This window comes from Pseudomonas atacamensis (genome assembly GCF_017167965.1).
Lineage (GTDB): Bacteria > Pseudomonadota > Gammaproteobacteria > Pseudomonadales > Pseudomonadaceae > Aquipseudomonas > Aquipseudomonas atacamensis.
Map to the genome: position 1 here is coordinate 4,025,994 of NZ_CP070503.1, position 25,298 is coordinate 4,051,291.

The following is a 25,298-nucleotide window of genomic DNA, read 5'->3' on the forward strand; positions in this document are numbered from 1 at the left end:
ATAGGGAGCAGACCTTGGTAGCAGTGGTGTGTTCGATGTTTCTGCAGTTTGCCCGAGGCGCGCTCCCACTGATCGTTCCCACGCAGAGCGCAGGAACGATCCGCGCCGCGCAGAAACAAAAATGCCAGGCGCGATGCCTGGCATTTTGTGTAGCTCATCTGCCGCCCAAAGGCGAATCAGAATGGCAGTTTCATACCCGCTGGCAGGTTCATGCCGGCGGTCATGCTGCCCATTTTTTCCTGGCTGTTGGCTTCGATCTTGCGCACGGCGTCGTTGACGGCGGCGGCGACCACGGCTTCCAGCATCTCTTTGTCGTCTTCGCTCAGGCCTTCGACCAGGCTTGGGTCGATGCTCACGCTTTTGACGTCGTGACGACCGGTCATCACCACGGTGACCATGTCGCCGCCGGCCTTGCCGGTGACTTCGGCGTTGGCCAGTTCTTCCTGCATCTTGGCCATTTTTTCCTGCATCTGCTGCGCCTGCTTCATCAGGCCGGCCATGCCACCTTTCATCATGGGAATCACCTCAAACGTACTTGGATAAAACAGCGCCCGGCCATCTTGGCCGAGCACCTTCAGTTATTAGCCTTGGGTGACCAAGGCGTCGACAGGTTCAATAGTATCGCTTCGCACCACCGCGCCGAACTGCTGAACCATCTGCTGGATGAACGGATCACCATGGATCGATTCCTCGGCCTCACGCTGGCGATTGGCGCGGCGGCGGGAGGCGGCCTGGGCCGGGGTTTCCTGCTCGGGCTTGATCAGCTCGATGGTCAGGGTCAGCGTGCGCCCGTGGAACTGGTTCAACGCGTCGTTGAGACGACGCTGTTGCGTGGCGTTGAAGAGCGCGCTGTGGGCCGGATCAAGGTGCATCAGCCAGTGGTCGCCGTCGACCGCAATCAACGTGCAGTTGGCGGCGATGCTGCCGGTCATGCCGGAAATCGGCAGTTTCGGGAACAGCTCCAGCCATTGCAGGGCCAGGCCGGTGGCCGGTGCGGCGGCAGGTTCCGGCTCGGGCTCAGGTTCTGGATCGGCGGCGTGTTCGCTGGCCAGTTCGTCGAGGTAGCTGTAGGCCGAATCCATATCCGGCTCGATGTAGTCTTCATCCAGCGGCGGTTCGTCGTCCATGTCCATGCCCGGCGTAGCGGCATCGACGTCGGCGACGGACGGCTCGGGAATTGGCGCAGCGGCCCACTCCGGCGCATCCGGCACCACGCTGTCCGGGGTCGGCAGCGGCATCGGCGGCAATTCAGGCTGCTCGCCAGCAGTTTCCAGCACTGGTTCGACAGCGGGTTGCTGAACGGGCGCAGGCTCGGCCTCGGCTTCCACCGGGTCGTTCCATGGCAGATCGACCACGGTTTCGACGGCGACTGGCTCAGGCTCCGGGTGCGCTTCGACAACCGGCACAACCGGTTCTGGCTCGGCAGCCGGCGCTGCTACTGGTGCGGGCGCGGGTGCTGGCGCAGCAGCCGCAGCCGCAGCGACCACCGGCGCAGGCTTCGGCGCGGCAGCCACTGAGTTTGCGGAATCAACTGTGGCCTGGCTGATCCCCACTGGCTTTAGCGGTTGCCTCGGTGCATCCGCCGTATCCGCCGGGCGGAACGCGAGCATTCGCAGCAAGACCATTTCGAAACCGCCGCGCGGGTCCGGCGCCAGCGGCAAGTCGCGGCGACCAATCAGGCCCATCTGGTAATAGAACTGCACATCTTCGGCCGGCAACGCCTGGGCCAGGGCCAATACGCGATCACGGTCGCCGTGGCCATTGTCGACCCCTTCCGGCAACGCCTGAGCGATGGCCACGCGGTGCAGCACGTTAAGAATTTCCGAGAGCACGCCGTTCCAGTCCGGACCTTGCTCGGCCAAGTGACGCACGGCTTCGAGCAGCGCCTTGGCGTCGCCTTCGATCAGCGCATGCAGCACGTCATAGACCTGACCGTGATCCAGCGTGCCGAGCATCGCGCGCACGTCGGTGGCGAGCACCTTGCCTTCACCGAACGCGATGGCCTGATCGGTCAGGCTCATGGCGTCACGCATCGAGCCATCAGCAGCGCGGCCGAGCAGCCACAGTGCATCGTCTTCGAACGGCACGTTTTCTGCGGTCAGCACATGGGTCAAATGCTCGACCACACGCTCGGGCGTCATGTTCTTCAGTGAGAACTGCAGGCAACGCGAAAGAATCGTTGCTGGAAGTTTCTGCGGATCGGTGGTCGCCAGGATGAACTTGACGTAGGGCGGCGGCTCTTCGAGGGTTTTCAACAGCGCATTGAAGGAATGGCTGGAAAGCATGTGCACTTCGTCGATCAGGTAGACCTTGAAACGCCCACGGCTTGGCGCGTACTGCACGTTGTCGAGCAGCTCGCGGGTGTCTTCGACCTTGGTGCGGCTGGCGGCGTCGATCTCGATCAGGTCGACAAAACGCCCCTCATCAATCTCGCGGCACACCGAGCACTCGCCGCAGGGACTGGAGGTGATACCTGTCTCGCAGTTCAGGCACTTGGCAATGATCCGCGCGATGGTGGTCTTGCCGACCCCGCGCGTCCCGGTGAACAGGTAGGCGTGGTGCAGCCGTTGGCTGTCCAAGGCATTGATCAGAGCCTTGAGCACATGGGTCTGGCCGACCATTTCGCGGAACGAGCGTGGACGCCATTTACGTGCAAGAACCTGATAACTCATCGAAAACCGTCGCAGCGAAGGAAGCAGAAGCGGCTAATGCTAGCGGAGCAAGGGCAAAATTGCATCCGGTGTCCTCGTCTAATATGGCTAAGCTGCATCAGCAGAGGCTTTTATCAGCTCGGGATGGGGGATTACCGGAGCGTCTATGCGGTGGGCCGTGGCGGCATTGCTGGGTATCAGCCTCAACGCGATGGCAGCGCAAGCGCCGTTGCGCTTCGCCGTGCCGGACAGTTGGGCGATGCCGATGGTGCAACTGCAAGGCGGCAGACCGACCCAGGGCATCCTGCACGACGTCCTGCTCAGCCTGGCGACCCAGGTCGGCGCGCCAGCGCAATTCGTCGTCCTGCCGCGCGCGCGGGTTCAGAGCGCCATGGAGCACGGCGACATCGACGTGCGCTGCTATGCCGCACAGTCGTGGCTGCCGAATCAGTCCGGCGATTACATCTGGAGCGTGCCGTTGTGGTTTCAGCGCGACCTGCTGATCAGCCGCAAGGAACAACCGGCGCAGATCGATCCCGCCCGGCTGCCGCGCCAGGCCATCGGCACCGTCCTCGGTTACAGCTACCCTACCCTGCAACCGCTGTTCGACGCCGACCAGTTGCAACGCGAAGACGCGCGCAATCAGGAACAGGTACTGGAAAAGCTCCTAGCCGGGCGATATCGCTATGCGGTGAGCAATCAGTGGACGCTGGACTGGATCAATCAGCGCCTGTTGCCGGAGCAGCAGTTGCAAGGGGTCGCGGTGCTGCAGGAACAGAATATCGGCTGCTATGTGAGGAATGATCCGAACGTGCCGGTGCAGCGGATCCTGCGCACGTTGCTGCGGATGAAAATGTCCGGCGAGATCGACGACATTATCCGGCTCTACACCGGCGCCTCTTCAACCACACCCTAACCCCGTGTGGGAGCGAGCCTGCTCGCGAAAGCGGTATGTCAGGCGACACAGCTGTTGAACACGCCAACGCCTTCGCGAGCCGGCTCGCTCCCACAGGGTGGGCCGGGTCAATAGCCGTGCGATTCGCGGAATTTCGGCTCACGGCTGTGGTGATAATCGATCCACTCGACCACGTCGTAAGGCAGATAGAGCTGCTGCCGGGCACGGGACACGGCGATGTACACCGCGCAGATGCGCTGATCGAACTCGTAGGCATCCTTGAATTTCTCGTTACTGAGCAACGTCCGGGTCAACAGCACGCGCCTGAACTCCATGCCGCCAGCCCGCTCGGCCATCATCAACAGACAGGCCTTGCCCGGCTCGATGATCTTTTGGCTCAGTCGCGTCAGGTCGGCAATCATGAAGCCGTTTTGCAACTGCGCCTCGATCCACAAGAAAGCTTCATCGAACTGGTTGGCGGCGCGCACCTGCTGCCAATCAGCCATGTCGCTGAAATACGGGTGCGGTCCTTTCTCGCTGGACCCGGCGTTGTAGAAATCGCGGCGGAACAGCTCGATGGCGGTGGTCATGAAATGCTTGATGTCGTCCTGCGCTTCCCGGTCGGGGAAACTGAAGGCGCAACTGGAGTCGTGCAGATGGATGGCCCACATCATCGTGTCCCACGGTGAAGCGGTCAGCACCACGCAACCTTCGGGCGGCACGAAGGCTTGCGGGTAGTACTCGATATCGACGTCGGCGTGACGAGCACCTTCGAACGGCACTTTGCTCTTGTGCGTGTGGCGCGAGATCAGCGGATTGACCAGGCGCTCGACATTGCGCCCCGAGCGCACCGAATAGCAGATATCACTCTGGCGAACTTCACGCTTGCGTTTGGGCGCCTCGCCCGTGGCCTGCTGATACTCATCGCCGAGGGTGATCAGCACCTGCTGCCCGCGCTCGATGATTTGCAGCAACGACGCCGGCACATCCTGGCTTTCGTCGATGATCACATGGGTGTAGCGCGGCGGGACGCGGCAACCGGCCAGACTGGCGCGCTTGATCATCAGCAACGTGGGAAAACCGCTCTGGCTGGCCCAGGCCGGATTGGCTTCCAGATACACCCACAGGCGACTGGAGTATTCCAGCAGCGCTTGCGAGTCTGCGCCGGTCAAGGGCTGCTGAAAATGCGGTAGGTGCCTGGCGGACAGCGTGTGATCTCTCGAGGCGCAGTACAGCTTGAGCACGCGCAGACAAACCTCGAGGGTGCCCGGCCCGTCGTGGTGGCGAAAGCCGAAGATATTCAGTTCCTGCGCCAGCGCCTGTTTGCTCGGGAGACGCGCTGGCGTCCTGGCCATGTGCGATCGGGGGCCGAGCAACTGGGCCTGGGCAAAATCGTAGAAGGTCTGGCCAATTTCCGTGTCGTGCACTTGCACGATGTGCTTGCGCAACGTCGCCAGTTTCGCCGGGGTGCGCGCCAGTACCAGAGTGCGTTTCGAGCGCAGGCACTCGATCAGCGCGCTGAGCATGTAGCTCTTGCCGATGCCCGCATAACCCTGCACGTGCAGGTCTTCGTCGAGGTTGGCACGGAAGGTTCGCAGCAGTTTGTCCTGCGCCGCACTTAACCAGTGTTCACGCTCGCGTGGCGTGACCATTTGCTGGCGAAACGGGTTGTTCTGTTGCTGATGGCGGATCTTGTAGTCCGCATCCCACTGCCCGCCGGGCAACAGAAATGCCTGCGCGGCGACTTCATCGGCCATGAGAAAGCGCAAGTTCAGGCCTTTGAGCGCATTGAGGCCGAAATACAATTTGCGCGAATCGAACAGACGCCGCGCCTCTGCAAGCAGTCCCGCTGATCCGGTGCGCCGAGAGGTGACAGACCAGTCAATGAGTCTGGCGAGGATCTTCTCCGCTGCGCTGGCGCTCAAATCCTGTTCCGTGGCCTGGGCGAGGTTCTGGATGACCAGCACTGCCGCCAGTTCCGGGTCGCTCAGGCTGGCCAGTGTCGCGTTACCCTCGGGCTGCAACAGCGCCGTACACGCATCATGGGTGATCGGCAGAAATACCGGGGTGGCCAAATCAAAATGTTCCGGGTGCATACAACCTCGCCGCCTGGGCTTTAATACAACACCAGATCAGTCCTGGTCATTCTCGTCGTGCATTTCCTGGGACTGCGGCAAGTTTCCCTCACGGCTGGCCTCGGGGCTGATCCGCAGCTCGAAGGAGTAACCGCCGAGCGTGCCGGACATGCCGCGTCGATCTGCGCCGGCAGCCAGCGGCCCTGCTTCAATCTGCGCCTGCACTTCGTAGAGCGCCATTTCCAGCAGTTTGCGCAGGTGTTCAGGGTTTTGCGCGCTGGCGTGCAGTTGCAGGTCGTACTGGCCGGCCACCGATTCAGCGAGGGCCGGCTGGTCCTGCACCGCGACCGGCTGCGCAGCTTCTTCAGCCGCATTGAACACGGTCGAAGCCGCCAGAATCGCAGCGTGCTCCTCATCCATCAGGTCGAGCACTCGAGACAGCTCCAGCGTGCGTTCGGGCTGATCCTGCATCTGCGCTTTGACTTCCAGACGCCGCATCTGCCATTCGCGCAGTTTTTCACGAGTCAGATCGTCGATTTCACCCACTTGCCTTACCTCTCAATGCCAGGCGAGGGAGTATGCCACTGTTCGCCTTCAACAGCCGCACGGGTACCGGGGCGCTGCGCGGCTGAGCCGCGCGTTTCTGATGGCGGATCAACGCCACTGGCCAAATCGCAGGCATAAAAAAACCGCAGTGGGCGAAACCCATGCAGTTCTCTTTGAAGCCTTGGTTGGTTCGTTAAGGTGGTGCCCCCACCAGCCACACCCCGGCACACAATGTTCCCGCTGTGGCTGCTTCCTTCCGGATCTGACCAGGTTCACGGGTAATCGTTGCGGGGGGACCGATGGGGTCACCATAACGACGCTTGCCTGTCGGCGAGCCGCGCCATTGTACCTGTCTGAGATGAACTTACAACCGTTGGTTGCAGATAAAAAACCTGAACGGCTTCAAGGACATAAACATCACGGCCTGCGACACCTACAAGGCCAGCACCTCATCCGCCCTGCCGCCCGCCTGCTGGATCACCAGATGAATGAAGTGCAGCTTGGCGATCGCCGCCGCCGGCAGTACGAACGGGTAGAAATCCGGCTGGCCCATGCTGCGCGACAGTTCGTTGAGCATGCCGGCCAGTTCGATCCACGCATTGACGAACGACAGGAATGCCGTGCCGCCGGGGTGCTCCGGGTCGTACAGGGTGCTGGTGGGAAATGGCTGATAGTCGAAGTCCATTTCCCGCGCGCTCATGCCGAAGCCCAGCGCCGTGTCGACCGCATCCATCATGTGCAGGTAATGCGCCCAGGTTTCCGCCCAGTCTTCCCACGGGTGCATGGTCGCGTAGGCACTGACGTAGTGCTGCGGCCAGTCCAGCGGCGCGCCTTGCTGGTAGTGCCGGTCCAGCGCCTCGGCGTAACTGGCGCGTTCGTCGCCGAACAGATTGCGGAACGCGTCCAGCCAAGGGCCGTTGGCGATGAGGCGATCCCAGTAGTAGTGGCCGACCTCATGGCGAAAATGCCCGAGCAGCGTGCGGTAAGGTTCGTGCATCGCCGCCCTGACCTGCTCACGGTGAGCGTCGTCGGCCTCTTTGATGTCGAGGGTGATCAGGCCATTGGCGTGGCCGGTCATCGGCGCGTTGCCTTCCAGGTCGACACCGATGAAGTCGAACGCCAGCCCGGTTTCTTCATCGGTGGTTTTCGGGATGACCGGCAAGCCGAGGGTGATCAGTTGCGCGACCAGTCGACGCTTGGCGATTTCGACCTTGCGCCAGCGTTCAGGATTTTCCGCGACGGACAGGTCGGGAATGGTGCGGTTGAGGCTGCAAGCGATGCACAAGGTGTCGTGATCGTTGGCCGGCAGCAGCCAGTTGCACGCGGCGGGCATGTCGAGGTTGGCGCAGCGGCGGAACAGACCGGCGTCGGGATCGGCGTCGAGCGTCCAGGTGCCCTCTTCCGGCCCCGGCTGCAGCGAGGTCAGGCGACTTTCTTCAGGTTGATAGCCGAGCAAGGCGTTACAGGCCAGGCACTGACTGTTGCGAAAGAACAGCGACTGGCCGCAACGGCACGGCCAGACTTTGCTGTTGCGCGAGGATCCGGCCACGAACGGCGCGATGATGCGGGAACTGAGCTGCTCGAAAAAGCGGTGCATGGCGATCTCTCCCTGGGACTGGCCAAGACTAGATCATCCTGGCGCGAAGATCGTTCCCGCACTTTCTTGACTGATCATTCCCACGCTCCGCGTGGGAATGCCGCCCCGGACGCTCCGCGTCCGCTGTGACGCAGAGCGTCACGGGATGCGTTACCACGCGGAGCGTGGGAACGATCAGTTGAGGGGGCGTGAGAAAAAGGTCATACGGAAATACCGTGGGTTTTGAGGAAAGCGATAAACGTCTCTTCATCCATGATCTTCACGCCCAGCTCATTGGCCTTGGTCAGTTTCGACCCGGCACCCGGGCCTGCGACCACGCAATGGGTTTTCGCCGACACCGAACCGGCGACCTTGGCACCAAGGCTTTCCAGATGATCCTTGGCCACATCCCGGCTCATCAGTTCGACCTTGCCGGTCAGCACCCAGGTTTCGCCGGACAGCGGCAGACCTTCGACGACTTTTTTCTCGCTCTGCCAATGCATGCCGAAATCGCGCAACTGCTGCTCGGCCCGCTCGGCCAGTTGCCGATGCTCAGGCGAGGCGAAGAACTCGCGCACCGAGTTGGCCTGCTTCTCCGGCAATGCCTGGCGCATGTCCAGCCAGTCAGCGTTCATCACCGCTTCCAGCGAACCGAAGCGATCGGCGAGTTTCTGCGCACCACCGGGGCCGACGAAGGGAATGTGCAGTTTGTCGAGCAAGCCGCCCAGGGTGGTACTGGCGGCGAATTCGGCGCCCAACTCGCCTTGATCCTGAATCTGCAAACCATGGCCGAGCAATTCGCTGATGACCTGCTGGTTGTGCGCATCCTCAAAGAAACTGTGGATCTCGTGCGCCACTTCCAGGCCGACATCCGGGAGGTAGGTCAGCACATGCGGCAAGGCCTGTTGCACGCGCTCCAGCGAACCCAGCGAACGCGCCAGCACCTTCGCCGTCTCTTCGCCGACATCGGGAATGCCGAGGGCATAGATAAAACGTGCCAGGCTCGGTTGCTTGCTGTCTTCAATGGCTTTGAGAAGCTTGTTGCTCGATACCTCGGCAAAGCCTTCCAGATCGACGATGTCGTCGAACTTCAGCGCATACAGATCGGCCGGCGAGCTGACCAGGCCTTCGTCGACCAGTTGCTCGACGCTCTTGTCGCCCAAGCCTTCGATGTCCATGGCCCGGCGCGAGACGAAGTGAATGATCGCCTGTTTCAGTTGCGCACCACAGGCCAGTCGGCCGACGCAGCGATACACCGCACCTTCGCTGAAGGTTTCCTTGCCCTTGCTGCGCTTGACCAGTTGCGTGCGTTCAACGTGCGAGCCGCACACCGGGCAGCTTTCAGGAATGGCCACCGGGCGCGCGTCATCGGGGCGACGCTCGGTGACTACCTGCACCACTTGCGGAATCACATCACCGGCGCGGCGGATGATCACCGTGTCGCCGATCATCAGGCCCAGACGCGCGACTTCGTCCATGTTGTGCAACGTGGCGTTGGCCACGGTGACGCCGGCGACCTTCACCGGTTTCAGACGCGCCACCGGAGTCACCGCACCGGTGCGGCCGACCTGGAATTCCACGTCGAGCAGCTCGGTGAGTTCTTCCATCGCCGGGAATTTGTGCGCGATCGCCCAGCGCGGCTCGCGGGCGCGGAAGCCCAGTTCACGCTGGTCGGCGATGCTGTTGACCTTGAACACCACGCCATCGATTTCATAGGCCAGCGAGTTACGGCGCTCGCCGATGTCGCGGTAATACTCCAAGCACTCGTCGATACCCTTGGCCAGCCTCAGTTCGTGACTGATCGGCATGCCCCACTTCTGCAACTGCTTGAGGTTGCCGATGTGGGTGTCGGCGATATCGTGTGACACCTGACCGATGCCATAGCAGCAGAATTCCAGCGGACGATTGGCGGTGATCTTCGAGTCGAGCTGGCGCAGGCTGCCTGCTGCCGCGTTGCGCGGGTTGGCGAAGGTCTTGCCGCCGATTTCCAGTTGCGAAGCATTGAGGCGCTCGAAACCGGCCTTGGACATGAACACTTCACCGCGCACTTCCAGCGTCGCCGGCCAGCCTTCGCCGTGCAGCTTCAGCGGAATATTGCGCACGGTGCGCACGTTGACGCTAATGTCTTCGCCCGTGGTGCCATCGCCCCGGGTGGCGCCGCGCACCAGCAGACCATCCTGATACAGCAGGCTGACCGCCAGGCCATCGAGCTTCGGCTCGCAGCTGTATTCCACCGCCGCGCCGCCACCAAACAGATCGCCGGCCGGCACGTCGAGGCCTTCGTTGACGCGGCGATCGAACTCGCGCATGTCGGATTCTTCGAAAGCGTTGCCGAGGCTGAGCATCGGAATTTCGTGACGCACCTGAGTGAACGCGGTCAACGCCATGCTGCCGACGCGCTGGGTCGGCGAGTCGCTGGTGATCAGTTCCGGATTGGCCGCTTCCAGCGCCTTGAGCTCGTGGAACAAGCGGTCGTACTCGGCATCGGGAATGCTCGGCTCGTCGAGAACGTGATAGCGATAGTTGTGCTGATCCAGCTCAGCGCGCAGCTCTAGAATGCGGGTTTTGGCGGCGGTCATGGGTGTTCTCTCATAAAGCAAAAGAGCAGCCGAGGCTGCTCCAGTTTTATTCCATCATCGGCGGCGGTGCCAGAAGATCGCCGCCTCGTTGCACTCGTCAGCTCCTACAGTATCGCGATCCTCTGTAGGAGCTGCCGAAGGCTGCGATCTTTTGATCTGGCCTTAGCGCTTCTGGGTCAGGGCGCGGCGTTCGAATTCGACGATGCGCTGACGGTAGTGCTCAATCGTCTGCGCGGTCAGAACACTGCGCTGATCGTCTTTCAGCTCGCCGTTCAGTTCCTGGGACAGCTTGCGGGCTGCCGCGACCATTACGTCGAAGGCCTGCTTCGGATGACGCGGGCCTGGCAGACCGAGGAAGAAGCTCACCGCCGGGGTGCTGAAATGGTCGATGTCGTCCAGATCAAAAATGCCCGGCTTGACCGCGTTGGCCATGGAGAACAGCACTTCGCCGTTGCCGGCCATGCTTTCGTGGCGGTGGAAAATGTCCATCTCGCCGAAACGCAGACCGCTTTCGAGAATGTTCTGTAGCAGCGCCGGGCCTTTGAAGCCGGCCGGGTCGCGGCAGATCACGCTGATCACCAGGACTTCTTCGGCTTGCGGCTGATCTTTTTCCGCCACGGCCGCTGCAGGCTTGCTGTCTTCGGCGAAATCGTCATCGCGGCTGCTGAAGCTCGGGCCGCCGTCCAGATCGAGGTCGAGGTTCAAGTCGCCCTGCGCCGGGCCGTTGCTGCCGCGCTTGCCACGTTTCGAGCCGGATTCACGCGGCTCGCGGGCTTCGCGGTTGGGCATGCTCACCGACGGCAGATCGTGCTCGTCCAGTTGCGGCTCTTTGTGCGTATCCAGGACGCGGGCCGGGCCCAACAGCTCGGCGCTGGTGTCCTCGTCCGGCAGATTGGACAGGCTCCGGTCGAGACGGAATTTCAGCTTTCCCTTGCCGCCGCGCATACGGCGCCAGCCATCGAAAAGAATACCGGCTATCACAATGATGCCGATGACGATCAGCCACTCGCGCAGACCGATTTCCATGTAATCCCGTGCCTCTATAAAAAATGCTGAAAAATAAGGGGTTTACACTGCGTAAACCGCTTTAAAACGTGGCGCCAACTCTATGTTCTGACAGGCGTTTTGCCCACGTATACGAAAAATTGACATTAAACTAGCACGATCAAAGGCTTCGCAGCTACAAGCTTTAAGCTCCAAGCCACAAGCCGTCCACTTGCAGCTTGGAGCTTGTAACCTGCAGCTGCGCCGCTAGGCATCCACCATCGCCATCGCCTCCTCGACATCCACCGCCACCAGTCGCGAACAGCCCGGTTCATGCATCGTCACACCCATCAACTGCTCGGCCATTTCCATGGCGATCTTGTTGTGGGTGATGTAAATGAACTGCACGGTCTGCGACATCTCTTTGACCAGGCGTGCGTAGCGTCCAACGTTAGCGTCATCCAGTGGCGCGTCAACCTCATCGAGCATGCAGAACGGCGCCGGGTTCAACTTGAAGATGGCAAAAACCAGGGCCAGTGCAGTCAGGGCTTTTTCGCCGCCGGAGAGCAAATGGATGGTGCTGTTCTTCTTCCCGGGCGGCTGCGCCATGATCGTCACCCCTGTATCGAGTAGATCTTCGCCCGTCAGTTCCAAATACGCGCGCCCGCCACCGAAAACTTTCGGGAAAAGTGCCTGCAAACCACCGTTGATCTGATCAAAGGTATCTTTGAAACGGTTGCGGGTTTCCTTATCGATCTTGCGGATGACGTTTTCCAGGGTCTCCAGCGCTTCGACCAGATCGGCGTCCTGCGCATCCAGATAACGTTTACGCTCCGATTGTTGCGTGTATTCATCGATGGCCGCGAGGTTGATCGCACCCAGCCGCTGAATCCGCGCGTTGATGCGTTCGAGTTCTTCTTCGGCTTCGCGTTCACTGGCTTGTGCGGTCAATGTGGCGAGCACGCCGTTGAGATCGTAGCCATCTTCGAGCAATTGATCCTGCAAAGCCTTGCGCCGTACGGTCAGCGCCTGCCATTCCATGCGTTGCTGTTCGAGCTGGCCGCGAATCAATTGCGATTGCTGCTCGGCCTGGGTGCGGCGTTTTTCCGCGTCGCGCAATTCACGATCGGCGTCTTCCAGGGCGATCTGCGCGGTCTTGAGCTCTTCATCGACGGTCATGCGCTTGTCGAGCAACTCTTCGAGTTTCAGACGCAGCTCTTCCAGCGGCGCCTCGCCCTCCTCCAGATTCAGACTCAACTGTTCGCGCTTTTCAGTCAGGCGCTCGGCCTGCATTTCCAGACGTTCCAGCGCCTGGCGCGTGGAGTCGTGCTGGGCGCGCAACGAGCCGAGACGCACGGCCAGTTGATGGGCGTGATCCTTGTGCTGCCGCGCTTCCTGACGCACGCGATCGAGGCGCTCGCGCAGGCTGTCGCGCTGGGCCAGCAGCAACTCGCGCTGCTCGGTGTCGAGCGCCATGGCGTCCAGTGCTTCCTGCAATTGCATGCGCGCTTCGCCGACCTGTTCGTGCTCAAGCTCGCGCTGTTCGGCGAGTTCGACCAGTTCTTCATCGAGACGGGTGCGGCGCAATGTCAGTTGCTCGGCCTTGGCCTTGCCGGCGGACAACTGCGCTTTCAGTTCGCCTTGCTGACGCGCTTCGTCCTGCAGCAAGCGGCGCAGATGTTCGCGGCCGTTTTCCTGCTGGCGCTGTTGCGCGCGCAGGGTTTGCAGGCGGGTCTCCATGGCCTCGACCGTGGCTTCACGCTCTTCACGCTCCAGTTGCAGGTCTTCGATTTCCTGGCCACGGGCGAGCATGCCGCTTTCCGCTTCGCTGGCGCGACGCACGCGTAAAAAGTGTCGACCGACCCAGTAGCCATCGCGACTGATCAGGCTCTGCCCGGCGCTCAACTGGCCGCGCAAGGCCAGCGCCTGTTCAAGGCTGTCGACCGGTTTGACCTGACCAAGCCACGGCGACAGATCGATCTGCGCCTCGACTTTGTCCAGCAGACTGCCCGCCACCCGCACGCCATCGCTGGCCGGGCTGAGCAGGCGCAGATCGCCCTGGGTGAATCCGGACAGATCAAAACCGCTGAAATCGTCGACCAGCACCGCTTGCAGATCGGCGCCGAGCACGGTTTCCACCGCCAATTCCCAACCGGCCTCAACCTTCAGACCTTCGGCCAGACGCGGGCGCTCGGCGAGATTGTGTTCCTTCAACCATTCGGCGGTGCCGGTGCCCGGATCGAGCGCGGCCTGCTGCAAGGCTTCCAGCGACGCCAAACGCCCGTTGAGCCGCTGCAAATCGCCCTGCGCCTGCTGCTGTGCGGTCAACGCTTGCTGTAATTCCTGACGCAGTTGTTCAAGCTTTTCGACTTGCGCTTCTTCGCTGGTCTGTAAATCTTCCAGGGTCGCTTCGGACTCGGCGAGCTGCTCGTTGAGCGCCATGATCGCCGCGTCTTCCGGGTCGGCGGACAGCAACGCGCGCTCTTCAGCGAGGCGTTTCTGCCGGTCAGCCAGACGCTCCATGCTGCTTTCCAGCTGCTGGATCCGCGACTGCTGGACTTCAGCCTGACGGCGCGGTTCGGCAGCGGTCAGGTTGAAAGCATCCCACTGCTCCTGCCAGCCGTGCATGGTGGTTTCGGCTTCTTCGAGGGCCGCAGCGGCTTCCTCGGCGGCAGCGCTGGTGACTTCCTGCTCGGGGGTGAGCATGTCCAGTTCTTCGCCGAGGGTCAGCAGCAACGTGCGGTCGTGGCCCAGGTGCGACTCGGTTTCCAGACGCGCGCGCTCGGCTTCTTTCAGATCGTCCTGCAACTGGCGCAACCGCTGCTGGCCATGCTGAATGCTCTGCTCGACCCGGGCAATGTCACCGCCGACCGAATAGAAGCGGCCCTGCACCAGATTGAAGCGCTCGGACAGGTCGTGGTGACCGTCGCGCAGGCGTTCGATGGCCGCATCAGCATTACGCTGCTCAGCGACCAACGCTTCGAAGCTGACTTCCTGGTTGCCGATGATCGACTCGCGCTGGCCGACCTGCTCGTTAAGATCCTGCCAGCGCAGCGCCGACAGTTGCGCCTTGAGCTGACGCTCTTCGGCCTTGAGTTCCTGATACTTTTTCGCCGCCTCGGCCTGACGGTGCAGACGTTCTAGCTGGCGCTCCAGCTCTTCGCGCAGGTCAGTCAGGCGGGCGAGGTTCTCGTGAGTGCGGCGGATGCGGTTCTCGGTCTCGCGGCGGCGCTCTTTATATTTCGAGATGCCGGCGGCTTCTTCGATGAAGTTACGCAGGTCTTCGGGCTTGGATTCGATCAGCTTGGAGATCATCCCCTGTTCGATGATCGAGTAGCTGCGCGGGCCGAGGCCGGTGCCGAGGAAGATATCGGTGATGTCGCGCCGACGGCATTTGGTGCCGTTGAGGTAATAAGTGGTCTGGCTGTCGCGGGTGACTTTGCGGCGGATGGAAATCTCCGCGTAGGCGGCGTACTCGCCGAGCAGCGTGCCATCGGAGTTGTCGAACACCAGTTCGATGCTCGCCTGGCTCACCGGTTTGCGGCTGGTCGAACCGTTGAAGATGACGTCGGTCATCGACTCGCCACGGAGGTTCTTCGCCGAACTTTCGCCCATCACCCAGCGCACGGCGTCAATGATGTTCGACTTGCCGCAACCGTTCGGCCCGACGACCGCCGCCATGTTACTGGGGAAGTTCACCGTGGTCGGGTCGACGAAGGATTTGAACCCCGCCAGTTTGATGCACTTCAGCCGCACGCTCAGGCAACCGTCAGCGCAGACACCACCAGATCGCAGCTGCGCTGGGCATACGCCGTGAGCACGATGCGGATCTGCGGCAAATCACGGGCGAGTACGGCGGCGAGCAAGCGTTCGAACAGTTCGAGGAATTCGCTCATTTCCGCCTTGCGCTGTTCGAGGGCGAGGAAATACGCGCGGCTCATCGCCGGCTGGAGGTTCTCGACGGTTTCTTGCAGGTACGGATTGTTGGCAAACGGATAGGCGGCGCGCATCACCGCAAAGCTGTCATCGACGAAGCTGCGGATATCGCCGCGCTCGTAACTGGCGGTCAGGCGCTGCTGGATCTGCACGAACGGCGCCATGTCCGACTGCACTTGCCAGCCATTGGCCACCGAATTGCCGAGCAGGATGTACAGCTCGCTCATCAGCGTGCACAGGCTCTGCACCTTGTGCGGCGTCAGCTCGGTAACGTGGGCGCCACGACGCGGCAGGATCGCGATCAGGTGACGGCGCTCGAGGATCAGCAAGGCTTCGCGGACCGAACCGCGGCTGACGTTGAGCGCCAGCGTGACCTTCTGTTCCTGGATGCGCTCTCCCGGCTTCATTTCGCCACGAATGATGCGCTCGGCGAGGTGGTGAGCGATTTGCTCGGCGAGGCTGTCCGGCGCCTTGAACGTCATGGTTGTCCTTCAAACTCTATCGATCTGCACAAGCGGCGCAGTGTAGCGCAAATGCGCGGTCATGGCGGAGTGCCCACTCAGCGGTTTTTGGCACGAATCCCGCAAAAAAGCGCAGTGACCGATGAAGGTCAATACTGAATAGACACGCTGTTGATCGACGAAACGGATTTTCCTGACCTTTAAGTCAGAAAACCATTGACCGAAAAGTCAGACCTGCTAAATTCGGTTTACGTCGGTTAACAACAATAATGAGTCTGCGAGGCCTTCCGTGATCCAGTTTTTACTTAACCAGGAACTCCGTAGCGAGCACGCCCTGGACCCGAATCTGACTGTGCTCAATTACCTGCGCGAACACGTGGGCAAGCCCGGCACCAAAGAAGGTTGCGCCAGCGGTGACTGCGGCGCCTGCACCGTGGTGGTTGGCGAGTTGCAGACCGATGACACGGGGCGTGAACATATTCGCTATCGCAGCCTCAACTCGTGCCTGACTTTCGTCTCGTCGTTGCACGGCAAACAACTGATCAGCGTTGAAGACCTCAAGCACAAAGGCGAACTGCACAGCGTGCAGAAAGCCATGGTCGAGTGCCACGGTTCGCAGTGCGGCTTCTGCACCCCCGGTTTCGTCATGTCGTTGTTCGCCCTGCAAAAGAACAGCGATGCGCCGGATCAGGCCAAGGCTCACGAAGCGCTGGCTGGCAACCTCTGCCGCTGCACTGGCTACCGCCCTATTCTCGCCGCTGCCGAACAATCCTGCTGCGCCAAGCCTGCGGATCAGTTCGACGCCCGCGAAGCCGAAACCATTGCCCGCCTCAAGACCATCGCGCCGACCGATATCGGCGAACTCAACAGCGGCGACAAGCGCTGCCTGGTGCCGCTGACCGTCGCTGACCTGGCCGATCTCTACGACGCTTATCCACAAGCACGGCTGCTCGCCGGCGGCACCGATCTGGCGCTGGAAGTCACCCAGTTCCACCGCACTCTGCCGGTGATGATCTATGTCGGTAACGTCGCCGAAATGAAGCGCATCGAAACCTTCGATGACCGCATCGAAATCGGCGCCGCCACCGCTCTCTCCGACTGTTACGAAGCGTTGAATGCCGAATATCCGGACTTCGGCGAATTGCTGCACCGCTTCGCCTCGTTGCAGATCCGCAATCAAGGCACCCTCGGCGGCAACATCGGCAACGCCTCGCCGATCGGTGACTCGCCACCGCTGCTGATCGCCCTCGGCGCGCAGATCGTGCTGTGCAAAGGCGAAACCCGCCGTACGCTGAACCTGGAAGATTACTTCATCGACTACCGCGTCACCGCGCGCCAGGAAAGCGAGTTCATCGAAAAAATCATCGTCCCGCGCGCCAGCGCCGAGCAGTTGTTCCGTGCCTATAAAGTGTCGAAGCGCCTGGATGACGACATCTCCGCCGTCTGCGCTGCCTTCAATCTGCGCGTGGAAAATGGCGTGATCAGCGACGCGCGCGTGGCCTTCGGCGGCATGGCGGCGATTCCGAAACGCGCTGCGCACTGCGAAGCCGTGCTGCAAGGTGCACCGTTCAACAACGCCGTGATCGAGCGCGCCTGCGCCGCGCTGGCCGAAGATTTCACGCCGCTCTCGGACTTCCGCGCCAGCAAGGAATATCGCCTGCTCAGCGCGCAGAACCTGCTGCGCAAATACTTCATCGAACTGCAAACACCGCACATCGAGACTCGGGTGACCGCTTATGTCTAATCATCACGCCGTAGAGAAGACCCAGGCTGAATTGGCCGAATTGTTCGCCAAGGATCTGACCACCGGTGTCGGTCGCAGCGTCAAGCACGACAGCGCCGCCAAGCATGTGTCCGGTGAAGCGCAGTACATCGACGATCGCCTGGAATTCCCCAACCAGTTGCACCTGTATGCGCGCCTGTCGGACCGCGCCCACGCGAAAATCCTCAGCATCGACACGTCGCCGTGCTACGCCTTCGAAGGCGTGCGCATTGTCATTACCCACGAAGACGTGCCAGGTCTGAAAGACATCGGCCCGCTGATGCCGGGCGACCCACTGCTGGCCATCGATGACGTGCAGTTCGTCGGCCAGCCAGTGCTGGCGGTAGCGGCGAAAGATCTGGAAACCGCACGCAAAGCAGCAATGGCGGCGATCATCGAATACCAAGATCTGGAACCGGTGCTCGACGTCGTCGAAGCCCTGCGCAAGCGCCATTTCGTGCTCGACAGCCACACCCACCAGCGCGGCGACTCGGCCTCTGCACTGGCCACGGCGAAACACCGCATTCAGGGCACGCTGCACATCGGCGGCCAGGAGCACTTCTATCTGGAGACACAAATCTCCTCTGTGATGCCTACTGAAGATGGCGGCATGATCGTCTACTGCTCGACGCAGAACCCGACTGAAGTGCAGAAACTGGTCGCCGAAGTGCTAGACGTGTCGATGAACAAGATCGTCGTCGACATGCGCCGCATGGGCGGTGGTTTCGGTGGCAAGGAAACCCAGGCTGCGAGCCCGGCGTGCCTGTGCGCGGTGGTCGCGCACCTCACCGGCCAACCGACCAAGATGCGCCTGCCGCGCGTCGAAGACATGCTGATGACCGGCAAGCGCCACCCGTTCTACGTCGAGTACGACGTCGGCTTCGACAGCAGCGGCCGTCTGCACGGGATCAACATGGAGCTGGCCGGAAACTGCGGTTGCTCGCCGGACTTGTCCGCCTCGATCGTTGACCGCGCGATGTTCCACTCGGACAACTCCTACTATCTCGGCGATGCCACCATCAACGGTCACCGTTGCAAGACCAACACCGCCTCGAATACTGCTTATCGCGGCTTCGGCGGCCCGCAAGGCATGGTCGCCATCGAAGAAGTGATGGACGCGATTGCCCGGCACTTGAAGCTCGACCCGCTGGCGGTGCGCAAAGCCAACTACTACGGCAAGACCGAGCGCAACGTCACCCACTACTACCAGACCGTCGAGCACAACATGCTCGAAGAGATGACCGCCGAACTGGAAGAAAGCAGCCAGTACGCCGAGCGCCGCGAAGCGATCCGCCGCTACAACGCCAACAGCCCGATCCTCAAAAAAGGCCTGGCGCTGACTCCGGTGAAATTCGGTATTTCCTTCACCGCGAGCTTCTTGAACCAGGCCGGTGCGCTGATTCACATCTACACCGACGGCAGCATCCACTTGAACCACGGCGGTACGGAAATGGGTCAGGGCCTGAATACCAAAGTAGCCCAGGTCGTGGCGGAAGTGTTCCAGGTCGAAATCGATCGTGTGCAGATCACTGCGACCAACACCGACAAAGTGCCGAACACCTCTCCGACCGCTGCTTCCAGCGGCGCCGACCTGAACGGCAAAGCCGCGCAGAACGCAGCACAGACCATCAAGCAACGCCTGGTCGAATTCGCCGCGCGGCACTACAAAGTCAGCGAAGAAGACGTCGAATTCCGCAACGGCCACGTGCGGGTGCGCGAGCAGATTCTGACCTTCGAAGCGCTGATCCAACAGGCATATTTCAATCAGGTCTCGCTGTCGAGCACTGGCTTCTACAAGACCCCGAAAATCTATTACGACCGCAGTCAGGCGCGTGGGCGTCCGTTCTATTACTTCGCTTTCGGCGCAGCCTGCTGCGAAGTGATCGTCGACACCCTGACCGGCGAGTACAAGATGCTGCGCACCGACATCCTGCACGACGTCGGCGCCTCGCTGAACCCGTCGATCGACATCGGTCAGGTCGAGGGCGGTTTCGTCCAGGGCATGGGCTGGCTGACCATGGAAGAGCTGGTCTGGAACAACAAAGGCAAGCTGATGACCAACGGCCCGGCCAGCTACAAGATCCCGGCGGTGGCGGACATGCCGCTGGATCTGCGGGTGAAGCTGGTGGAAAACCGCAAGAACCCGGAAGACACGGTGTTCCATTCCAAAGCCGTCGGTGAACCGCCGTTCATGCTCGGCATCGCCGCGTGGTGCGCGATCAAGGACGCGGTGGCGAGCCTCGGTGATTATCAGCATCAGCCGAAGATCGATGCGCCGGCCACGCCGGAGCGGGTGTTGTGGGGCTGCGAGCAGATGCGCCAGCTCAAAGCGGTGAAAGCTGTCGAAGCTGAAACCGCGGTTGTTTGATGATCGTTCCCACGCTCTGCGTGGGAATGCAGCCCGCGACGCTCTGCGTCGCATCCTGAACAGCGGACGCGGAGCGTCCAGTGATGCATTCCCACGCAGAGCGTGGGAACGATCTGAGAGGTGTGTATGTACAACTGGATCGACGCCCTCGCCGACCTGCAGAATCAGGGCGAGCCCTGTGTGCTGGTGACGATCATCGAAGAACTCGGTTCGACGCCACGCAACGCCGGCTCGAAAATGGTCGTCAGTGCCGACCGCCTGTTCGACACCATTGGTGGCGGGCATCTGGAATTCAAAGCCATGCAGATCGCCCGCGAGATGCTCGCCAGCGGTAAGCAGGACACCCACCTGGAGCGCTTCAGCCTCGGTGCCAGCCTCGGCCAGTGCTGCGGCGGCGCCACGGTGTTGCTGTTCGAACCCATGGGCCAGGTGCAGGCACAGATTGCCGTATTCGGTGCCGGCCATGTCGGGCGCGCCCTCGTGCCGCTGCTGGCCAGCCTGCCCTGCCGGGTGCGCTGGATCGATTCGCGCGAGGCCGAGTTCCCCGAACACATTCCCCACGGCGTGCGTAAAATCGTCAGCGAAGAGCCGGTGGACGAAGTCGATGATCTGCCCGCCGGCAGCTACTGCATCGTCATGACCCACAACCATCAGCTCGATCTGGAGCTGACCGCGGCGATTCTCAAGCGTAACGATTTCACTTGGTTCGGCCTGATCGGCTCGAAAACCAAACGCGCCAAATTCGAACACCGCCTGCGTGATCGTGGTTTCGACCCGAGCGTGGTGCAGCGCATGCGCTGCCCGATGGGCATCGGCGAAGTCAAAGGCAAACTGCCTGTGGAAATCGCCATCTCCATCGCCGGTGAAATCATCGCCACCTATAACGCCAACTTCGGCCAGCACAGCGCCCGCGCCGAACCGATTGCCCGATTGCTGCCCGCCTCGCGCCGCAGCCAGTCCGCCAAACTCAAAGCCTCAAACTGATTAGAGAACCCTCATGCCTCTGACTCGCAAAGCCTACCGCGCCGCCATTCTGCACAGCATCGCCGACCCTGCCGAAGTCGGCATCGAAGCCTCCTATGAATATTTCGAGGACGGCCTGCTGGTGATCGATGACGGCAAAATCAGCGCCCTCGGCCACGCCAGCGAACTGCTGCCGACCCTGCCGGCGGATATCGAGATCAACCATTATCAGGATGCGCTGATCACTCCGGGCTTTATCGATACGCACATTCACCTGCCGCAAACCGGCATGGTCGGCTCCTACGGCGAGCAATTGCTCGACTGGCTGAACACCTACACCTTTCCCTGCGAAAGCCAGTTTAGTGATAAGGCTCACGCCGACGAAGTGGCCGATATTTTCATCAAGGAACTGCTGCGCAACGGCACCACCACGGCGCTGGTGTTCGGCAGCGTGCATCCGCAATCGGTGAATTCGTTTTTCGAAGCGGCGGAAAAGCTAGATCTGCGCATGATCGCCGGCAAGGTGATGATGGACCGCAATGCCCCGGATTATCTGGTCGATACCGCCGAATCCAGCTACGTCGACAGCAAGGCGCTGATCGAGCGCTGGCACGGCAAGGGTCGCTTGCACTATGCGGTGACGCCGCGTTTTGCGCCGACCAGCACTCCGGAACAACTGACCCTGGCCGGGCAATTGCTGACGGAATATCCGGATCTGTACATGCAGACCCACATCAGCGAGAACCTCAAGGAGATCGAGTGGGTCAAGGAGCTGTTCCCGGAGCGCAAGGGCTACCTCGACGTCTACGATCATTACCAATTGCTCGGCGAACGCTCGGTATTCGCCCACGGCGTGCACCTGTGTGACGAAGAATGCGCGCGCCTGGCGGAAACCGGCTCGGCGATCTCGTTCTGCCCGACCTCGAACCTGTTCCTCGGCAGCGGCCTGTTCAACCTGCCGATGGCCGAGAAGCACAAGCTCAACGTCGGCCTCGGCACCGACGTTGGCGGCGGCACCAGTTTCTCGCTGCTGCAGACGCTGAACGAAGCGTACAAGGTGATGCAACTGCAAGGCGCGCGCCTGAGTCCGTTCAAATCGTTGTATCTGGCGACGTTGGGTGGCGCGCGGGCGCTGCGTCTGGAAGACAAGATCGGCAACCTGCAACCGGGCAGTGATGCCGACTTCCTGGTACTGGATTACAACGCCACGCCGCTGCTGAGCTACCGCTTGAAACAGTCGAATAACATCGCCGAGACGTTGTTTGTGCTGATGACCCTGGGCGATGACCGCACCGTGGCGCAGACGTATGCAGCGGGGGCGCTGGTGCATCAGCGCTAGGTTTTCCTGCACTGATCGTTCCCACGCTCTGCGTGGGAATGCAGCCCGTGACGCTCCGCGTCAGTGGACGCGGAGCGTCCCTAGAGTCGTTCCCACGCAGAGCGTGGGAACGATCATCCCCGGTGGTGTTTACCCCGGGGGATTTTTATTGCCTGTCAGATCGCCTTCGCGAGCAAGCTCGCTCCCACCTTTGAAATGCATTCCCTTGTGGGAGCGAGCCTGCTCGCGAAAGCCGCGACTCGGTTTCAGATCAGAGCTTGGCCGCTGGACGCCCCGGCTTCTTGGTCTGCAACAAATGCGAGAACACCGCATGCAGATCATCCGACGCGCCTTCCTCGTCGAGGTTGAGCTTGCTGTCGATGTGATCCATGTGATGCATCATCAGGTTCACCGCCAGTTCACCGTCGCGCTTTTCGATGGCGTCGATCAACTGGGTGTGTTCGTCGTACGAACAATGCGAGCGGTTGCCGCTTTCGTACTGGGCGATGATCAATGAAGTCTGCGACACCAGGCTGCGCTGGAAGCTGATCAACGGTGCGTTCATTGCCGCTTCCGCCAGTTTCAGGTGGAATTCACCCGACAGACGAATACCGGCACCGCGATCGCCGCGCGAGAAACTGTCGCGCTCGTCGTTGACCATCTGCCGCAGTTCGGCGATCTGCTCGGCCGTGGCATGTTGCACCGCCAGTTCAGTGATCGCCCGCTCGACCAGACGCCGGGCGAGAAACACCTGACGCGCCTCTTCAACGCTCGGGCTGGCGACCACGGCACCACGATTGGGCCGCAACAGCACCACGCCTTCATGGGCCAGACGCGACAGCGCGCGACGAATGATGGTGCGGCTGACCCCGAAGATTTCCCCCAGCGCTTCTTCGCTCAACTTGGTACCGGGCGCCAGACGCTGTTCGAGGATGGCCTCGAAGATATGCGCGTAGACAATATCGTCCTGGGTTCCGCTGCGGCCGGCTTTGCCTGCTCGCGGTTGTTTCTTGAGGGGTTGCAACTGTTCGTTCATGGGCACTCGAGTCGGGAAAACTGCGGCGAATAGACCGTGACTGTAATACGGCACAGTAGGTCGCTGGCAAGTATCGCGTAAAAAACAGCGCGATTGTACACAATGAATGGTGGCAACACGACTGTACGGCTGTTTGCGCCTGCGGCTGTATTGCAACGCTGAGTTACGTTTGAGTTTAGGCTTGATCGCAGAATCCGCTGCATGACCGCAATCCCCTCGTGGGAGCGAGCCTGCTCGCGAAAGCCATTCCACATTCACTATGAATGTTGACTGACCTACCGCTTTCGCGAGCAGGCTCGCTCCCACAGAGGTTCTGTGTTGTGGCGGACATCTCCATTGGTATAAGGAACACCGCCGTCATGACCGACGCCACCCACGCCCGCCTGCGCCCTCTGGCCGACACTTCGCCTTCCGCCATCGTCGCCGGTTTCATCGCGATGATGACCGGTTACACCAGTTCGCTGGTGCTGATGTTCCAGGCCGGGCAAGCGGCCGGCCTGAGCAGCGGGCAGATTTCCTCGTGGATCTGGGCGATTTCGATCGGCATGGCAGTGTGTTCGATCGGCCTGTCGCTGCGCTATCGCACACCGATCACCATCGCCTGGTCGACCCCCGGCGCGGCGTTGCTGATCACCAGCCTGGGCGGCGTCAGTTACGGCGAGGCGATCGGCGCCTACATCACGTGCGCGGTACTGGTAACGATCTGCGGCCTGACCGGCAGCTTCGAACGGCTGGTGAAAAAGATCCCGGCCTCTTTGGCGGCAGCTCTGCTGGCAGGGATCCTGTTCAAGATCGGCAGCGAAATCTTCGTCGCCGCGCAACACCGTACCGGGCTGGTGCTGGGAATGTTCTTCACTTATCTACTGGTCAAGCGCCTGTCGCCACGCTATGCCGTGCTCGCGGCGCTGCTGATCGGCACCGCGCTGTCGGGCTTCATGGGGCTGCTGGATTTCAGCGGCTTTCACCTGGAAGTGGCCACCCCGGTGTGGACCACGCCGCACTTCTCCCTGGCCGCGACCATCAGCATCGGCATTCCGCTGTTCGTGGTGGCGATGACCTCGCAGAACATGCCCGGCATCGCCGTGCTGCGTGCCGATGGCTATAACGTCCCGGCCTCGCCACTGATCACCACCACCGGCATCGCCTCGCTGCTGTTGGCGCCGTTCGGCTCCCACGGCATCAACCTCGCAGCGATCAGCGCGGCGATCTGCACCGGCCCGCATGCCCATGAAGATCGCAACAAGCGCTACACCGCAGCGGTCTGGTGCGGGGTGTTCTACGGGATTGCCGGGGTGTTCGGCGCGACGTTGGCGGCATTGTTTGCGGCGTTGCCGAAAGAACTGGTGCTGTCGATTGCCGCGCTGGCGCTGTTCGGCTCGATCATCAATGGCTTGAGCATTGCCATGAGCGAGGTGAAGGAACGGGAAGCGGCGTTGATTACGTTTATGGTCACGGCGTCGGGGCTGACACTGTTTTCCATTGGTTCGGCGTTCTGGGGGATTGTTGCGGGGGTGGTGACGTTGGTGATTTTGAATTGGCGTAAAGCCTAGAAGCAAAGATCGCAGCCTCGTTGCACTCGACAGCTCCTACAGGGGATCGCGAACAGGTAGGAGCTGACGAGTGAAACGAGGCTGCGATCTTTTGATCCACGAAAAAAAACGGCGACCCTCAGGTCGCCGTTTTTTTCAGTATCACTTAGCCGCGTTGATCGGCTTTTCCGGATACCACACGTCCAGCAGCGGGCTGACTTCGTACTTGGTCAGCTCGGAGCGGTTTTTCAGCCAGGCTTCAACGGCAGCGCGCTGCTCTTCGTTGACCGAGCCACGCTTCTGCAGGCACACCAGACCGAAGTCGTCGCCGCCAACATAACCCAGACCGTTGGCTTCCATGGCTTCTTTGATGAATGCTTCGAGGAAAGCGTCAATGGCTTCTTCGGACAAGTCTTCTTTGAAGTCCAGGTTCAGTTCGAAACCCAGCTCTTGAAATTCATCAACGCACAGTTTTTTGCGCAGACGCTGGGAACGGTTAGTCGCCATTGGAACAATCCTCTTAAGTAATAACGGCCGGCACTTTACCAGTTTAAGCCGGCGATTGCCCGACTCTCTGGTCGCTGCGGCCGACCGCCTGTAAAAAAATAAGCGATTGGCC

17 protein-coding genes and 1 other RNA gene are annotated in these 25,298 nt (G+C 61.2%); 6 read left to right on the forward strand and 12 right to left on the reverse strand.

Annotated elements, in window-relative coordinates; translation table 11 throughout:
• Window positions 1-176: 176 nt before the first annotated feature.
• Together JWU58_RS18300 and dnaX are read right to left on the reverse strand one after the other, a co-directional pair.
• Window positions 177-515, reverse strand: coding sequence for a YbaB/EbfC family nucleoid-associated protein (locus JWU58_RS18300; RefSeq protein WP_003223337.1), 339 nt, complete (start codon window positions 513-515; stop codon window positions 177-179).
• Between the two features lie 66 nt (window positions 516-581).
• The gene (gene dnaX, locus JWU58_RS18305) at window positions 582-2,672 is read right to left on the reverse strand and encodes a DNA polymerase III subunit gamma/tau (protein ID WP_206420727.1); all 2,091 of its coding nucleotides are present in this window, start codon (window positions 2,670-2,672) and stop codon (window positions 582-584) included.
• 145 nt (window positions 2,673-2,817) lie between these two features.
• Here dnaX and JWU58_RS18310 point away from each other — a divergent pair, with 145 nt between their 5' ends.
• Window positions 2,818-3,567, forward strand: a complete 750-nt coding sequence (locus JWU58_RS18310) for a substrate-binding periplasmic protein (RefSeq protein ID WP_206420728.1) — start codon at window positions 2,818-2,820, stop codon at window positions 3,565-3,567.
• Between the two features lie 107 nt (window positions 3,568-3,674).
• Here JWU58_RS18310 and JWU58_RS18315 read toward each other — a convergent pair whose 3' ends face one another.
• The 8 genes from JWU58_RS18315 to JWU58_RS18350 all read right to left on the reverse strand — a co-directional run bounded on the left by JWU58_RS18315 (window position 3,675) and on the right by JWU58_RS18350 (window position 15,724).
• Window positions 3,675-5,642 carry a hypothetical protein gene (locus JWU58_RS18315; protein WP_206420729.1) on the reverse strand — a complete coding sequence of 656 codons (1,968 nt, stop codon included), beginning with the start codon at window positions 5,640-5,642 and terminating at the stop codon, window positions 3,675-3,677.
• Window positions 5,643-5,678: 36 nt separating this feature from the next.
• Window positions 5,679-6,167 (reverse strand): hypothetical protein, encoded by a 489-nt coding sequence (locus tag JWU58_RS18320; RefSeq protein ID WP_206420730.1) that lies wholly within the window; start codon window positions 6,165-6,167, stop codon window positions 5,679-5,681.
• Between the two features lie 205 nt (window positions 6,168-6,372).
• Window positions 6,373-6,469, reverse strand: an RNA gene (gene ffs, locus JWU58_RS18325) — signal recognition particle sRNA small type.
• A 131-nt stretch (window positions 6,470-6,600) separates the two neighbouring features.
• Window positions 6,601-7,764 carry a zinc-binding metallopeptidase family protein gene (locus JWU58_RS18330; RefSeq protein ID WP_073473998.1) on the reverse strand — a complete coding sequence of 388 codons (1,164 nt, stop codon included), beginning with the start codon at window positions 7,762-7,764 and terminating at the stop codon, window positions 6,601-6,603.
• A gap of 200 nt (window positions 7,765-7,964) precedes the next feature.
• The gene (ligA, locus tag JWU58_RS18335) at window positions 7,965-10,322 is read right to left on the reverse strand and encodes an NAD-dependent DNA ligase LigA (protein WP_206420731.1); all 2,358 of its coding nucleotides are present in this window, start codon (window positions 10,320-10,322) and stop codon (window positions 7,965-7,967) included.
• Between the two features lie 162 nt (window positions 10,323-10,484).
• Window positions 10,485-11,348 carry a cell division protein ZipA gene (zipA, locus tag JWU58_RS18340; protein ID WP_016773851.1) on the reverse strand — a complete coding sequence of 288 codons (864 nt, stop codon included), beginning with the start codon at window positions 11,346-11,348 and terminating at the stop codon, window positions 10,485-10,487.
• Window positions 11,349-11,573: 225 nt separating this feature from the next.
• A complete protein-coding gene (smc, locus tag JWU58_RS18345) occupies window positions 11,574-15,062 on the reverse strand; it encodes a chromosome segregation protein SMC (RefSeq protein ID WP_016773850.1) in 3,489 nt (1,162 codons plus the stop codon).
• A gap of 2 nt (window positions 15,063-15,064) precedes the next feature.
• On the reverse strand, window positions 15,065-15,724 hold the full coding sequence (locus JWU58_RS18350; RefSeq protein WP_016773849.1) for a GntR family transcriptional regulator: 660 nt from the start codon (window positions 15,722-15,724) through the stop codon (window positions 15,065-15,067).
• Between the two features lie 268 nt (window positions 15,725-15,992).
• On the opposite strand from JWU58_RS18350, the gene xdhA reads away from it, so the two are divergent.
• From xdhA to guaD, 4 genes are all read left to right on the forward strand, one after another.
• Window positions 15,993-17,447 carry a xanthine dehydrogenase small subunit gene (gene xdhA / locus JWU58_RS18355; protein WP_206420732.1) on the forward strand — a complete coding sequence of 485 codons (1,455 nt, stop codon included), beginning with the start codon at window positions 15,993-15,995 and terminating at the stop codon, window positions 17,445-17,447.
• Window positions 17,440-19,833, forward strand: coding sequence for a xanthine dehydrogenase molybdopterin binding subunit (gene xdhB / locus JWU58_RS18360; RefSeq protein ID WP_206420733.1), 2,394 nt, complete (start codon window positions 17,440-17,442; stop codon window positions 19,831-19,833). The genes xdhA and xdhB overlap by 8 nt, the downstream gene beginning before the upstream one ends.
• Window positions 19,834-19,959: 126 nt before the next feature.
• A complete protein-coding gene (xdhC, locus tag JWU58_RS18365) occupies window positions 19,960-20,817 on the forward strand; it encodes a xanthine dehydrogenase accessory protein XdhC (RefSeq protein ID WP_073473987.1) in 858 nt (285 codons plus the stop codon).
• Between the two features lie 13 nt (window positions 20,818-20,830).
• Window positions 20,831-22,135 carry a guanine deaminase gene (guaD, locus tag JWU58_RS18370; protein ID WP_206420734.1) on the forward strand — a complete coding sequence of 435 codons (1,305 nt, stop codon included), beginning with the start codon at window positions 20,831-20,833 and terminating at the stop codon, window positions 22,133-22,135.
• 250 nt (window positions 22,136-22,385) lie between these two features.
• Here the strand turns inward: guaD and JWU58_RS18375 are convergent, their stop codons facing one another.
• The gene (locus JWU58_RS18375; RefSeq protein WP_007918375.1) at window positions 22,386-23,150 is read right to left on the reverse strand and encodes a GntR family transcriptional regulator; all 765 of its coding nucleotides are present in this window, start codon (window positions 23,148-23,150) and stop codon (window positions 22,386-22,388) included.
• A gap of 359 nt (window positions 23,151-23,509) precedes the next feature.
• Here JWU58_RS18375 and JWU58_RS18380 point away from each other — a divergent pair, with 359 nt between their 5' ends.
• Window positions 23,510-24,700 (forward strand): benzoate/H(+) symporter BenE family transporter, encoded by a 1,191-nt coding sequence (locus JWU58_RS18380; protein WP_206420735.1) that lies wholly within the window; start codon window positions 23,510-23,512, stop codon window positions 24,698-24,700.
• A gap of 141 nt (window positions 24,701-24,841) precedes the next feature.
• On the opposite strand, the gene JWU58_RS18385 is transcribed toward JWU58_RS18380, so the two are convergent.
• A complete protein-coding gene (locus JWU58_RS18385) occupies window positions 24,842-25,186 on the reverse strand; it encodes a YggL family protein (RefSeq protein ID WP_016773843.1) in 345 nt (114 codons plus the stop codon).
• Window positions 25,187-25,298: the final 112 nt, after the last annotated feature.

Coding starts and splice junctions, on each gene's coding strand:
- JWU58_RS18300 (WP_003223337.1), bottom strand. CDS start 515: ATGATGAAAGGTGGCATGGCCGGCCTGATGAAGCAGGCGCAGCAGATG.
- zipA (WP_016773851.1), bottom strand. CDS start 11,348: ATGGAAATCGGTCTGCGCGAGTGGCTGATCGTCATCGGCATCATTGTG.
- JWU58_RS18380 (WP_206420735.1), top strand. CDS start 23,510: ATGACCGACGCCACCCACGCCCGCCTGCGCCCTCTGGCCGACACTTCG.
- xdhB (WP_206420733.1), top strand. CDS start 17,440: ATGTCTAATCATCACGCCGTAGAGAAGACCCAGGCTGAATTGGCCGAA.
- JWU58_RS18315 (WP_206420729.1), bottom strand. CDS start 5,642: ATGCACCCGGAACATTTTGATTTGGCCACCCCGGTATTTCTGCCGATC.
- JWU58_RS18375 (WP_007918375.1), bottom strand. CDS start 23,150: ATGAACGAACAGTTGCAACCCCTCAAGAAACAACCGCGAGCAGGCAAA.
- xdhC (WP_073473987.1), top strand. CDS start 19,960: ATGTACAACTGGATCGACGCCCTCGCCGACCTGCAGAATCAGGGCGAG.
- guaD (WP_206420734.1), top strand. CDS start 20,831: ATGCCTCTGACTCGCAAAGCCTACCGCGCCGCCATTCTGCACAGCATC.
- JWU58_RS18350 (WP_016773849.1), bottom strand. CDS start 15,724: ATGACGTTCAAGGCGCCGGACAGCCTCGCCGAGCAAATCGCTCACCAC.
- JWU58_RS18385 (WP_016773843.1), bottom strand. CDS start 25,186: ATGGCGACTAACCGTTCCCAGCGTCTGCGCAAAAAACTGTGCGTTGAT.
- JWU58_RS18330 (WP_073473998.1), bottom strand. CDS start 7,764: ATGCACCGCTTTTTCGAGCAGCTCAGTTCCCGCATCATCGCGCCGTTC.
- dnaX (WP_206420727.1), bottom strand. CDS start 2,672: ATGAGTTATCAGGTTCTTGCACGTAAATGGCGTCCACGCTCGTTCCGC.
- ligA (WP_206420731.1), bottom strand. CDS start 10,322: ATGACCGCCGCCAAAACCCGCATTCTAGAGCTGCGCGCTGAGCTGGAT.
- JWU58_RS18310 (WP_206420728.1), top strand. CDS start 2,818: ATGCGGTGGGCCGTGGCGGCATTGCTGGGTATCAGCCTCAACGCGATG.